General features: G+C 61.1%; 13 protein-coding genes. 9 read left to right on the forward strand and 4 right to left on the reverse strand.

Annotated elements, in window-relative coordinates; all coding sequences use genetic code 11:
- Positions 1-41: 41 nt before the first annotated feature.
- Complete coding sequence (locus J5J09_RS05235; RefSeq protein WP_208548628.1) at positions 42-1,487, reverse strand: MFS transporter; 1,446 nt, start codon at positions 1,485-1,487, stop codon at positions 42-44.
- 337 nt (positions 1,488-1,824) lie between these two features.
- Between J5J09_RS05235 and J5J09_RS05240 the strand changes: the two genes are divergently transcribed.
- The gene (locus J5J09_RS05240; protein ID WP_208548629.1) at positions 1,825-3,099 is read left to right on the forward strand and encodes a D-alanyl-D-alanine carboxypeptidase; all 1,275 of its coding nucleotides are present in this window, start codon (positions 1,825-1,827) and stop codon (positions 3,097-3,099) included.
- A 46-nt stretch (positions 3,100-3,145) separates the two neighbouring features.
- Here the strand turns inward: J5J09_RS05240 and J5J09_RS05245 are convergent, their stop codons facing one another.
- From J5J09_RS05245 to J5J09_RS05255, 3 genes are read right to left on the reverse strand one after another with little or no spacing between them, the layout of a single operon-like run.
- Positions 3,146-3,580 (reverse strand): VOC family protein, encoded by a 435-nt coding sequence (locus J5J09_RS05245; protein ID WP_208548630.1) that lies wholly within the window; start codon positions 3,578-3,580, stop codon positions 3,146-3,148.
- On the reverse strand, positions 3,577-4,992 hold the full coding sequence (tldD, locus tag J5J09_RS05250; protein WP_208548631.1) for a metalloprotease TldD: 1,416 nt from the start codon (positions 4,990-4,992) through the stop codon (positions 3,577-3,579). Before tldD ends, J5J09_RS05245 begins: the two co-directional genes overlap by 4 nt.
- 58 nt (positions 4,993-5,050) lie before the next feature.
- A complete protein-coding gene (locus J5J09_RS05255; RefSeq protein WP_208548632.1) occupies positions 5,051-5,572 on the reverse strand; it encodes an invasion associated locus B family protein in 522 nt (173 codons plus the stop codon).
- 317 nt (positions 5,573-5,889) lie between these two features.
- Between J5J09_RS05255 and coxB the strand changes: the two genes are divergently transcribed.
- From coxB to J5J09_RS05295, 8 genes are all read left to right on the forward strand, one after another.
- The gene (coxB, locus tag J5J09_RS05260; RefSeq protein ID WP_208548633.1) at positions 5,890-6,777 is read left to right on the forward strand and encodes a cytochrome c oxidase subunit II; all 888 of its coding nucleotides are present in this window, start codon (positions 5,890-5,892) and stop codon (positions 6,775-6,777) included.
- A gap of 13 nt (positions 6,778-6,790) precedes the next feature.
- The gene (ctaD, locus tag J5J09_RS05265) at positions 6,791-8,467 is read left to right on the forward strand and encodes a cytochrome c oxidase subunit I (protein WP_208548634.1); all 1,677 of its coding nucleotides are present in this window, start codon (positions 6,791-6,793) and stop codon (positions 8,465-8,467) included.
- 73 nt (positions 8,468-8,540) lie between these two features.
- Complete coding sequence (locus J5J09_RS05270) at positions 8,541-9,494, forward strand: heme o synthase (RefSeq protein ID WP_208548635.1); 954 nt, start codon at positions 8,541-8,543, stop codon at positions 9,492-9,494.
- On the forward strand, positions 9,494-9,631 hold the full coding sequence (locus J5J09_RS05275) for a hypothetical protein (RefSeq protein ID WP_208548636.1): 138 nt from the start codon (positions 9,494-9,496) through the stop codon (positions 9,629-9,631). The genes J5J09_RS05270 and J5J09_RS05275 overlap by 1 nt, the downstream gene beginning before the upstream one ends.
- An 8-nt stretch (positions 9,632-9,639) precedes the next feature.
- Positions 9,640-10,248, forward strand: coding sequence for a cytochrome c oxidase assembly protein (locus J5J09_RS05280; protein WP_208548637.1), 609 nt, complete (start codon positions 9,640-9,642; stop codon positions 10,246-10,248).
- A 56-nt stretch (positions 10,249-10,304) separates the two neighbouring features.
- Positions 10,305-11,180 (forward strand): cytochrome c oxidase subunit 3, encoded by an 876-nt coding sequence (locus J5J09_RS05285; RefSeq protein WP_208548638.1) that lies wholly within the window; start codon positions 10,305-10,307, stop codon positions 11,178-11,180.
- Positions 11,181-11,347: 167 nt separating this feature from the next.
- Entirely contained in the window at positions 11,348-11,731 is a 384-nt protein-coding gene (locus J5J09_RS05290; protein ID WP_208548639.1) for a DUF983 domain-containing protein, read from the forward strand.
- 73 nt (positions 11,732-11,804) lie between these two features.
- Positions 11,805-12,482 carry an SURF1 family protein gene (locus J5J09_RS05295; protein WP_208553115.1) on the forward strand — a complete coding sequence of 226 codons (678 nt, stop codon included), beginning with the start codon at positions 11,805-11,807 and terminating at the stop codon, positions 12,480-12,482.
- Positions 12,483-12,493: the final 11 nt, after the last annotated feature.

Raw genomic sequence — 12,493 nt, forward strand, 5'->3', positions numbered from 1 at the left:
GCCGTTAAGCGACGCTGAATCCTATCCTTCACGCGGAAGTGTCAGGATCGAGACGAGGATCGCCTCATGGCACGCCATCCCGCCGCGACTGCGGGAATGGCCCAGGCAACGGCCGCCAGAAACGCGAGCGTCAGGGGCTGACGAACGGCGTCACCGCTCGACTGCTCGGCAAGGCCGCCGGCATTCGCCGCGAACCCGCACAGCGCCCCGCCGATTGCGAAGCCCGTGGATTGCAGCGTCGGCAAGAGCGCCGAGGTTTTGTCGCGTTCCGCCGCCGGGGTCGCCATCATCGATGTCTGGCTGATGAAGGCCCAACTGATACCGAAGCCGCTGCCGATGAAAATCTGTCCGGCTATGATCGCCGCCAGCCATCCGCCGGAGATGCCGATCAGGATGCAGATCAATCCGACGACCTGAAGCATCGGCCCGGCCCACAGGGTCTGCCGCTGCTGGCCGACGCCTGAAACGTGGGCGACAAGGATGGCCGACACGCTCCAGCAGATCGCCATCAACGCTCCGATCGCTCCGGCCAGCGTGGGTGAGAAACCGAAAAGGTTCTGCAGGGCGAAAACCAGATAGACGCTGCTTGTCGCCTGCGCCACGGCCATCAGGAAGACGATCCAGAGGGTGAGGCCTGGCAGTCCGCTCGTGGAGAAGGCTGAGGTCGGCAAAATGGATGAGGCACCGGCGCGGCGGTCGATCCGGATGAGCAGGAGGATGGCCAGCGCCGACGCGACGATCAGTGCCGCCGACGCGCTGATCGTGCCGGCAATTGCGGCAAGCATCACTGCACCGAGAGCGAATGACAGAATGATGAGGCGCAATCCCGGCAGCCGGAGTGGTTGCGGCGCGGCGCCGGTTTCTCTTTTCGGCGCAATCAACACCGCCAGCGCGAGAAACAGCAGTATAATCGGCAGGTTGACGTGGAATGCCATGCGCCAGGAAACGTGTTCGGTCAGCAGACCGGCCGCAACCGGTCCTCCGAAGGCCGCCGCCGCCCAGACGCCGGCCTCCACCCCGAACACCTTGGGGACGAGGCGTTCAGGAAACATATCCGGTATGAGTGCATAGCAAAGGGCGGCCACCAGACCTTCCCCGAAGCCTTGCAACAATCGGCCACCCAGCATGGTCGGCATGTCGGACGCCGTTCCGGCGACCAGGGTTCCGCCGAGAAAGATGATCGCAGCGCAGACGAGCGTCGCTCTCGCGCCATACCGCATCTTGAGGAGCGCGGCGCATGCGCCGGCAACGATCGAGGCAGCCAGATAGAGGCTGAGCGACCAGGAAATGAGGGAGGCGCCATCGAGTTCCGCAACTGCGCTCGGCAGCACGGTCGAGACGAGGAAACCATTGAAGGCATAGAGAGCCACGCCGATGCAGAGCATCAACGTTGTCAGAGCGTAACGCGGTTCCAGGAGTTCCGCCCAGCCTGCCCGCAACTCGTCACCGGCTGTTGCCGCTGCCTGTTCACCCCGTTGGTCCATCATGTCATTCCTCTGTACTGATGGCGGACGCTACAACCTCGAGTGCCATTGAGGTAAAGCGCTTTTTTTCCGGAGCGCGGAAATCTTCACCGCCGGAGATTTTGGCCATCGCGAAACGGCTGCGATGGTGCAGCGATCAGGACTTTCGTCCGATTGTATCGGCCACAGTCTTCGCGCAAGGATATTTACGCATTTTTAACCGTAACAATTTGAGACCGCGTTTCCGTGCGATTGTTGCCCCATTTTGGCACTACTGCACCCCGCATGCCCATTTTGGCCGGTAGGCCGGCTCGCCGGCGTTGGTCGGCCACAATCGATATTTTCCGGATTGAGGGGACGTATGAAGAAGCTGTTGATCGCCGTATCCTGCCTTGCTGCATTGGTTCTTGCACCCCAGTTGGCTTTGGCAGGCAGCGCCCAACTTCTGCTCGATGCTCGAACCGGTCGTGTGCTTGCCTCGGAAAATCCCGATGAGCTCAATCACCCGGCCTCCCTGACGAAGATGATGACGCTCTACATGACCTATGACGCGATCCGTCGCGGCAAGCTGTCTTGGAGCAGCAAGGTCCCGTTTTCGAAACACGCTTCTGCCCGGCCGCCAACCAAGCTGTGGGTGAAACCCGGCGATTCCATCACTGTCCGCGAGGCCGTCATGGCCTTGATCGTCGTCTCCGCGAACGATGCCGCGGCCGCGCTGGCGGAAAAGCTCGGCGGCACCGAAAGCCAGTCTGCGGAAATGATGACGGAGCGGGCGAGGGCGCTTGGAATGACGCGCACCGTGTTCCGCAACGCCTCCGGTCTTCCCGATAAGCGCCAGGTAACGACGGCTCGCGATATGTCCACGCTGGGTGTAGCGCTGCTTCGGGATTTTCCGGAGGAATACAAGCTCTTCAACACCAAGAGCTTCGCCTTCCGGGGCAAAACAATCCGTGGTCACAACAATCTCATGTATCGCTATCGCGGTATGGACGGCATCAAGACCGGCTACACCAATGCTTCTGGCTTCAATCTGGTGAGCGCGGTCAGCAAGGGCGATCGTCGCGTGATCGGGGTCGTGATGGGTGGCCGCACGGCAAAGAGCCGCGACAAGATCATGGAGAACTTGATCGACGGCTATATCGGGCAAGCGTCGGGAGGCTCGCGCCTCGTCGCGAGTTCTGGCTCGGCGTCGGCCGTGCTCGCCCGTCTTGGTGACAACGTGCCCGTTCCGACGCCGCGCCACGACAGCATCGCTGCCGTCATTGGCATGGCCGAGGCGAATGCGCCCGTCCCGACCGCCCGCATCGAGACAGCCTATGCCGGAGAGGCCGCAGCTTCTGCGACGCTGTCGCGGCAGACTGCCACCGAAGCAGTGCTATCGCCGCCCGCCGGTGGCTGGCAGATACAGATCGCGGCGGCGGAAACGAAGCAGGCTGCGCTCGACCTTTTAAGCCGCGTCCAGTCCGAAGTCGGCGGTCCCCTGTCGGGACTGCAGACCTACACCGAGGCGGTCGATACCGGCGGCAAAACCCTCTACCGAGCCCGTTTCGTCGGTTTTTCCGACAAGGACGACGCATGGGCCGCATGCGCCACGCTCAAGAAGCGCTCGATGGCCTGCCTGGCGGTGCAGGGCTAGGGCTGTGCCCTAGCCCCTATCAAATAAGGTGGTGATGCCAACACCGTCAGTGACGATCCGTCAAGGCTCGCTCGCCCAGATCCTCGAACAGCCGCAGCAGATAGCCATCCGGATCGGCAACCACGAATTGCCGGTTGCCGACCTCCGCATCATCGCGGCGGTACCATCGTTCTTCGAGTGGTAGATAAAGTGATATCCCGGCTGAGGTCAGCCGATCGATGACCGCCAGCACATCCGGTACCCATATCTGCACGTTCAGGCCTCGACCCAACGGCTTCTCAAGAGGAGCTTCCGCAAGCTCGAAGGTGCGACCCGCGCCAATTTGGTCGATCATGAGCTGTGCATCGCCCAGTTGAAGGAAGCAGAAGCCTTCTTCCGGCCGCTCATAGGCTACGGTAAATCCGATCACATCCACATAGAACGACCGGCTGGCTTTCCAGTCGCTCACGGCAAATTCGGGAACGAGAGCGTTTTCTCTCAAGCCTTCGTGCCGCCGACCGTGACCTGATCCATCCGCAGATGCGGCTGACCGACGCCAACCGGAACCCATTGGCCGGCCTTGCCGCAATTGCCGATGCCGCGGTCGAGCGACATGTCGTTGCCGATCATGGAAATCCGCTTCATGGCGTCGGGACCGTTGCCGATCAGCATGGCGCCCTTTACCGGCGCGCCGATCTTGCCGTTCTCGATCAGGTAGGCTTCCGTGCAGCCGAACACGAACTTGCCCGATGTGATGTCCACCTGGCCGCCGCCGAAGGACACGGCGTAGATCCCCTTCTTCACGGAGGAGATGATCTCCTCGGGCGTCTTGTCGCCGGAGAGCATGTAGGTGTTGGTCATGCGCGGCATCGGCTGGTGCGAATAGCCCTGACGACGTCCGTTGCCGGTCGGCTTCATTCCCATGAGGCGGGCATTCTGTCGGTCCTGCATGTACCCCACGAGGCGACCGTTCTCGATCAGCACGTTGTAGGCCGACGGCGTGCCTTCGTCGTCGACGGTGATGGAGCCGCGCCGGCTGTCGATCGTGCCGTCATCGACAACGGTCACGCCGGGCGAGGCGACCATCTCACCCATGAGGTCCGCAAATGCGGAGGTCTTCTTCCGATTGAAGTCGCCTTCCAGGCCATGTCCCACGGCTTCGTGCAGCATCACACCCGGCCAGCCGGCGCCGAGAACAACGTCCATGGTGCCGGCGGGGGCGTCGACTGCTTCAAGGTTGACCAGCGCCTGGCGCAAGGCTTCATCGGCCCCGAGCCTCCAGCTTTCCTCGGTCAGGAAATCGGAAAACGCGACACGTCCGCCAGTCCCGTAGGATCCGCTTTCCTGACGATCGCCGTCGCCGGCAACGACGGAGACGTTGATCCGGGTCATCGGCCGTATATCCCGCACCCGGTGACCATCCGCCCGAAGGATTTCGACGACCTGCCAGCTGGCTGCGATCGAGGCGCTGACCTGTCGCACCTTCGGATCCTTGTCCCGAAGGTAGGCATCGATCTCGGCAAGCAGCTTCGCTTTCTCCTCGAAGCTCGGAGAACCGATCGGGTTTTCATCGGTATAGAGTTTTGTGTTCGTCCGCTGCGGAGCGGCTGCATAGGAGCCGGAATAGCCACGCGTTACCGCGCCTACCGCATCGGCCGCGCGGCTGAGCGCTGCGACTGAAAGATCGCCCGCATGCGCATAGCCGACGGCTTCACCCGCGACGGCACGCAAGCCAAAGCCCTGGTCCGTGTTGAAGCTGCCGCCCTTCATGCGACCGTTGTCGAAGGTCAGCGATTCCGACTGTGCGTGCTCGACAAAAAGCTCACCGTCATCCGCGCCTTCGAGGGCTTGCGCGACCCGTCGGGTCAGTGTCGCCTCGTCGCAATCAAACAGAGTAAGAAGGTCGCTCGTCATCATCGTCTCCTGGGTTGAGACCCATGTAGGCGCGATGAACCCCAGGGGCAAGGCATGGTCAGGGCAGGATATCGTAACCTTCGGCGAAGCCGACGAGTTCGATCGGTATGCCGACGCGATCCTGATCGGCCGACTCGCGGAGCGCGAAGACCGCGCTTTTGCCGGCCCGAAGAATCTTCATCAACTCCTCGTCGATCTCCACTTCGACGTAGCAGCCTTCGGAGAAGCACCGGGTGAAATAGGCGCGGCCGATATTGTTGCCGTCGACATAGAGCTCCATTCCGTCCTTCAGCAGCACGCCGAGAGGCGCCAGGATGCGCAGGATCCGTGCCTTGCGGTCGGCCGTCTTCAGCACCACGACCGATAGGCCGACCTCCGGACGATCCTCGGCGATGACGTTCTGCATCAGCGCGCACTGCTCCACGGTCGAGCCGGCGGGAGTATCGCAGATCACGGACCATGCACCATGGTTCGAGCGAATCGTCCCCGGCTGTGCTTGCTGGGCCGCGGCCGGCGCCAGGCCAAACGACGCGGCCAGGGCAATCGCGAGGCCGCGCCGTGCCAATCCGGTCAAAAACATGGGAACCTCTGGAAAACGAATCATCGGCCGTATTCTTGTCGCCGGGGCGGCGCGTTGAAAAGCCCCGAGCCCCCTTTTCCAGTCGATCACGGCATAATTGGGACGTCGCCGGGATCGAATTTGGTGATTGTGAGTTGCGGGAGAGGCAATTTGACGCACTTGGCTGGGCCGGATTTGACCGATTGCAAGTTTGGCGAAGATGGGCCGCCGGCGGTATATTGCGATTGGAGCCAAACTATGATTTGAAACGACGAACCTAGCATGGAATTCGCGTTTCCATTTGATATGGATCAAACGCACGTGGGGAGTGAATTAAAGTGACGAACAGGGCCCTTGCAGCGTTTACCACGCTGATCTGTCTGTTTTTTGCATCCGGCGCGAATGCCGACCAGCCATACCCGTGGCAGATGGGTCTTCAGCCCGCCGCGACCGCGATCATGGAGCAGATTCGCTGGTTCGAACAGTATACGCTCTGGTTCATCGTACCGATCACGATCTTCGTTCTGGTGCTTTTGATCGTGGTGGTGATGCGCTTCCGCGCTGCGGCCAACCCGGTCCCGTCGAAAACGAGCCACAATACGATGATCGAGATCGTCTGGACCGTTGGCCCGGTTCTCGTTCTTCTGTTTTTCGCGATCCCGTCTTTTAACCTGCTGACCGCGCAGCTGACGATCCCGAGCAATCCGGACATCACGGTCAAGGCGACCGCCACCCAGTGGCTCTGGAGCTATGAGTATGAAGGCGAAAATGCCGTTTCGTTCGACAGCTACCTGCTGAAGGACGAAGACCGCGCCGCGGCAGGCAAGGTTGATGTCGCAACCTATCCTCGGCTGCTGGCCGTCGACAATGAACTGGTTCTGCCGGTCGGCAAGACTGTTCGTCTTCTTGTGACCGCAGCGCCCACCGACGTCATCCATGCGTTCGCCATGCCGTCCTTCGGCGTGAAGATCGACGCGGTTCCGGGTCGTCTGAACGAAACCTGGTTCAAGGCTGAGCGCGAGGGTCTCTTCTACGGCCAGTGTTCGGAGCTTTGCGGCAAGGACCATGCGTTCATGCCGATCGCGATCCGTATCGTGTCCGAAGACCAGTACAACACCTGGCTCCAGGCTGCCGCCGGCAACCTCGGTGAGGCCAACAAGGCCCTGATGGCCGCCGTGGACGGCACCGATGCGTCGGTGCAGGTCGCAGACAACGTTTCGAACTGAGGGAGTGAGGACAATGGCCGGACCTGTTGCCCACGACGAACACGCGCACCATGCGCATGACGATCACCATGATCACAAGCCGGGTTTCTTCACCCGCTGGTTCTTTTCCACGAACCACAAGGATATCGGGACTCTCTACCTGATCTTCGCAATCACCGCCGGCATCATCGGCGCGCTCCTGTCGATCGCGATGCGTGCGGAACTGCAGGAACCGGGTATCCAGATATTCCACGGCCTGGCCGCCATGGTTTATGGCTTTGAGGGTGATGCTGCCATCGATGGCGGCAAGCACATGTACAACGTGTTCACTACGGCGCACGCGCTCGTCATGATCTTCTTCATGGTCATGCCGGCGCTGATCGGCGGTTTCGCCAACTGGATGATCCCGATCATGATCGGCGCGCCTGACATGGCTTTCCCGCGCCTGAACAACATCTCGTTCTGGCTCACCGTCCCGGCCTTCATCCTGCTGCTTCTGTCGATGTTCGTCGAAGGTCCGGCGGGCGCCTATGGTGTCGGTGGCGGCTGGACGCTTTATCCGCCCCTGGCGACCTCGGGTCAGCCGGGACCGGCGGTCGATCTCGCCATCTTCGCGCTTCACGTCGCGGGTGCCGCATCGATCCTCGGTGCGATCAACTTCATCACCACGATCCTCAACATGCGCGCTCCGGGCATGACCATCCACAAGATGCCGCTGTTCGCATGGGCCGTTCTGGTCACCGCGTTCCTGCTGCTTCTGTCGCTTCCCGTGCTTGCCGGTGGCATCACGATGCTGCTCACCGACCGTAACTTCGGCACGGCATTCTTCTCGCCTGAAGGCGGTGGTGACCCGATCCTGTTCCAGCACCTGTTCTGGTTCTTCGGTCACCCGGAAGTGTACATCCTGATCCTGCCCGGCTTCGGCATCGTCAGCCACATCATCGCGACCTTCTCGAAGAAGCCGGTGTTCGGCTACCTCGGCATGGCCTACGCCATGGTCGCGATCGGCGCCGTCGGCTTCGTCGTGTGGGCGCACCATATGTACACCGTCGGCCTGTCGCTCGCCGCGCAGCGCTACTTCCTCTTCGCGACGATGGTGATCGCGGTGCCGACCGGCATCAAGATCTTCTCGTGGATCGCGACGATGTGGGGCGGCTCGCTGACCTTCCGCACGCCGATGGTCTGGGCGATCGGCTTCATCTTCCTGTTTACCGTCGGTGGTGTCACGGGCGTTCAGCTCGCCAACGCCGGTCTCGACCGCTCGCTGCACGACACCTACTACGTTGTGGCCCACTTCCACTACGTTCTGTCGCTGGGCGCCGTCTTCGCCATCTTCGCTGGCTGGTACTACTGGTTCCCGAAGATGACCGGCTATATGTACAACGAGTTCCTCGGCAAGCTGCACTTCTGGGTCATGTTCATCGGCGTGAACATGGTCTTCTTCCCGCAGCACTTCCTGGGTCTCGCTGGCATGCCGCGCCGCTACATCGACTATCCGGATGCCTTCGCCGGCTGGAACTACGTGTCCTCGATCGGCTCCTATATCTCGGGCGTCGGCGTGCTGATCTTCCTCGCCTGCGTCTTTGAGGCCTTTGCCAAGAAGCGTGTCGCCGGCGACAATCCGTGGGGCGAAGGTGCGACCACGCTGGAATGGCAGCTGTCATCGCCGCCGCCGTTCCACCAGTGGGAACAGCTTCCCCGGATCAAGTAAGACCGAATAAGCCGCCGCCGCACTCTTTAAGAGATGCGGCGGCGTCCTCCGGAAAAGCGTATTGGAATTCTGAATGACGGTCATCGACGATTGCGAAGTGCTGGGCGGACAGGGCGATCTGCGCCTGTCGGAAGCCGGTGCGCGAGATTTCATCGAGCTTCTCAAGCCGAGGGTCATGTCGCTGGTCGTGTTTACCGCGTTCGCGGGCCTCGTTCTCGCGCCCGGCAGCCTCCATCCGGTTTTGGCGGCGATTGCGATCGTCTGCATCGCGGTTGGCGCAGGTGCGTCCGGCGCGCTCAACATGTGGTACGATGCCGATATCGATGCGGTGATGACCCGTACCGCGCGTCGCCCGATCCCCGCGGGTCGCATCGAGCCGCGTGAGGCGCTCGCATTCGGCTTGATCCTCTCGGGTTTTTCCGTCGCCATCCTCGGTCTGGCGGTCAACTGGATCTCGGCCGGACTGCTCGCCTTCACCATCTTTTTCTACGCCGTCGTCTACTCGATGTGGCTGAAGCGTTCCACGTCGCAGAATATCGTCATCGGCGGTGCGGCAGGCGCTTTCCCGCCAATGATCGGCTGGGCCTGCGTTACGGGCGGCGTGTCGATCGACAGCATCGTCCTGTTCCTCATCATCTTCTTCTGGACACCCGCGCATTTCTGGGCGCTCGCCCTGTTCAAGATGCGCGACTATGGCGCCGTCGGCGTTCCTATGCTGCCAAACGTCGCCGGTGAGGCTGCGACGAAGACGCAGATATTCATATACGCCGTCTTGACGGCCGCCCTCGCGGTGGTTCCTTCCTTTACCGGGCTTTCGAGCATCGGCTATGGTATTTTTGCTGCGGCGCTTGGTGTCGGTCTCGTGCTCTGTTCCATCGCCGTCTGGCGGATGCCGGACGGCGACGAGAAGATGATCCCGGCAAAGAAGCTGTTCGGCTTCTCGATCCTCTATCTCTTCGCAATCTTCTCCGGCCTTCTGGTCGATCACTACGTCGTGTCGCTCATCGCGATGCTCGGAGGTGCATGATGGAAACCGTTGAACTCAATGAACGTCAGAAGAAGTCCCGTCGCGGGCGCAACATCGCGCTCGGCATCGTGCTTGGGGCTCTGGTCGTAGCGTTCTATCTCATCACGCTGGTCAAGATCGGCAACATGGGACAGTGAGGCGAAAAATGACCGATGCTCCCGCGAATACAGCAAAGCAAAAACGCAGCAACACCACGGTGATGCTGTGCTGCGTGGCGTTTGTTGGCGGCATGGTCGGCATGAGCTATGCAGCGGTTCCGCTTTACCGGCTGTTCTGTCAGGTGACGGGCTATAATGGCACGACGCAGCGGGTCGAGCAGGCATCGGGCGTGATCCTCGACAAGACCATCAAGGTCACCTTTGATGCGAATGTATCCAACGGCCTGAACTGGGAGTTCAAGCCGGTCCAGCGGTCGATCGAGCCGCGGATCGGCGAGACGGTGGAAGTGATGTACACAGCCACCAACAAATCCAGCGAACCGGTGACGGGGCAGGCGATCTTCAACGTCACGCCGATGGAAGCCGCCGCCTACTTCAACAAGATTCAGTGCTTCTGTTTCACCGAGACGACGTTGCAGCCGGGTGAGACGATGGAGATGCCGGTCCTGTTCTTCGTGGATCCCGATATCGCATCGACTCCGGAAACCAGGAGCATAGGGACGATAACGCTGTCCTATACATTCTATCCGCATGAAACGGAGAAGCCGGTAGCTGCCTTGCCGGTGGACCAGGCCGGTGATACCGGAAAACTTTAAATGAGATGGGGCCCGGCTTGCCGGGTCTGGAGAGAGACACTTCGGGGATTGCTGACATGGCCGACGCGCATCAGAAAAATCACGACTACCACATTATCGACCCGAGCCCGTGGCCGCTGCTTGGCTCGCTTGGCGCCTTCCTTCTGACCTTCGGTGGCGTCGGCTACATGCGCTACCTTCATGGCGGGACATTCAAGCTGTTCGGCCTGGAAATGGCCAACCCGTGGGTGTTCTTCATCGGCCTTGCGCTGGTGCTCTACACCATGATCGGCTGGTGGACGGATACGGTGAAGGAAGCCCATGAAGGCGCCCATACCCGTGTCGTGTCGCTGCACCTGCGCTACGGCATGATCATGTTCATCGCGTCGGAAGTGATGTTCTTCGCGGCCTGGTTCTGGGCCTTCTTCGATGCGAGCATCTATGCCAACGAAGCCATCCAGGCGAGCCGCGTCGAGTTTACCGGCGGTCAGTGGCCGCCCGTCGGCATCGAGGTTCTCGATCCCTGGCATCTGCCCCTCTACAACACGGTCATCCTGCTTCTGTCCGGCACGACCGTGACCTGGGCGCACCATGCGCTGCTGCATAACGACCGCAAGGGCCTCGTCTATGGCCTCGTTCTGACGGTGCTCCTTGGTGTCCTGTTCTCGTTCGTTCAGATCTACGAGTACATGCACGCCCCGTTCGATTTCAAAAACTCGATCTACGGCGCCACCTTCTTCATGGCCACGGGCTTCCACGGCTTCCACGTGTTCGTCGGTACCGTCTGCCTTCTGGTTTGCCTCTTCCGGGCACTTGCCGGCCACTTTACGCCGACGCAGCACTTCGGTTTCGAAGCGTCGGCCTGGTACTGGCACTTCGTCGACGTGGTCTGGCTGTTCCTCTTCTTCTCCATTTACATCTGGGGTGGCTGGGGTGCTCCGCTCGCCCACTGAGGCACGGATAACGAAACAGAAAAGCGGCGCCTTCGGGCGCCGTTTCCATTTCCGTCGCTCTGACGGGATCGGAACATGGTGTCGCATTTGCGGTTTGGCCGGCGGAGCGTATAACCGTTACGGCAAACGCCAAGCGCTCCTCGGGGAGCCGGATACGGATAGAAGATATGCATGACGACAACGCACATTTCGCACCGGTAGACCCGGTCCGCGCCGGGCTCTCGGCGAGCTGCCCCCGCTGCGGCAACGGCAAGCTGTTCGACGGTCTCACGAAGTTGAAGCCGCGTTGCGCCAATTGCGGCCTCGACTATTCCTTCATCGATTCCGGCGACGGCCCGGCGATCTTCGTCATTCTGCTCGCTGACCTGCTTGTCGTCGGTCTGGCGGTCTGGACGGAACTTACTTTCCAGCCGCCGGTGTGGGTGCATTTCGTCGCGTTCGGACCGCTGGCGATCATCGTTTCGCTCTGGCTTCTACGGACCATCAAGGCATTGCTGGTGGCGATGCAGTACAAACACAACGCGAGCCAGGGAACGATCGATCGTGGATGATGCTGCCGAAGGGCAGGCGAGCCGGCGCCCGCGTTTGCGCCTCTGGCTGGCCGTTATCCTGCTCCCGCTCGCGATGGCGATCCTACTGTCGCTCGGCACGTGGCAGGTGCAGCGCCTGCACTGGAAGGAGAGGCTGGTTGCCGATATCGAGGCGCGGCGAACCGCGCCGCCGGTCGATGTCACCGAGGTAGAGCGTCTTGTCGCTGCGGGCGAGGATATCGATTACAGGGCGATGCGGGCATCCGGCCTTTTCCTGCATGATCGGGAGCGGCATTTTCTCGCCACATACAATGGCCAAGCCGGCTATTACGTCTATACGCCGCTGCAACTTGCTGATGGCCGCTACCTGTTCGTCAATCGCGGTTTCGTGCCGTATGACAACAAGCCTCCCGAAACCCGCGAGGCTGGCCTGGTTGGGGGTGAGCAAAGGATTGCCGGGCTGGCACGCAGCCGCCTCGCGGAAAAACCTGGTTTCCTTGTTCCTGATAACGACCCGGCAAAGAACATCTTCTACTGGAAGGATCTGGTGCAGATGGCCGTATCGGTCGGCCTCTCCAAGGAGAGCGTCCTGCCGTTTTTCCTGGATGCCGACGATACGCCGGTTCCGGGCGGCCTGCCGATCGGGGGCGTGACGCAGATCGACCTGCCCAACAATCATCTCCAATACGCGATCACCTGGTACGGGCTTGCCTTCGCGCTGGCACTCGTGGCTACGGTCTCTTTCCTTCGGCGCCGAAAACAAGACGTTTGATTTGAGAATAA

The sequence above is a fragment of the Ciceribacter sp. L1K22 genome, assembly GCF_017599385.1.
In the GTDB taxonomy this organism is placed as follows: domain Bacteria; phylum Pseudomonadota; class Alphaproteobacteria; order Rhizobiales; family Rhizobiaceae; genus Allorhizobium.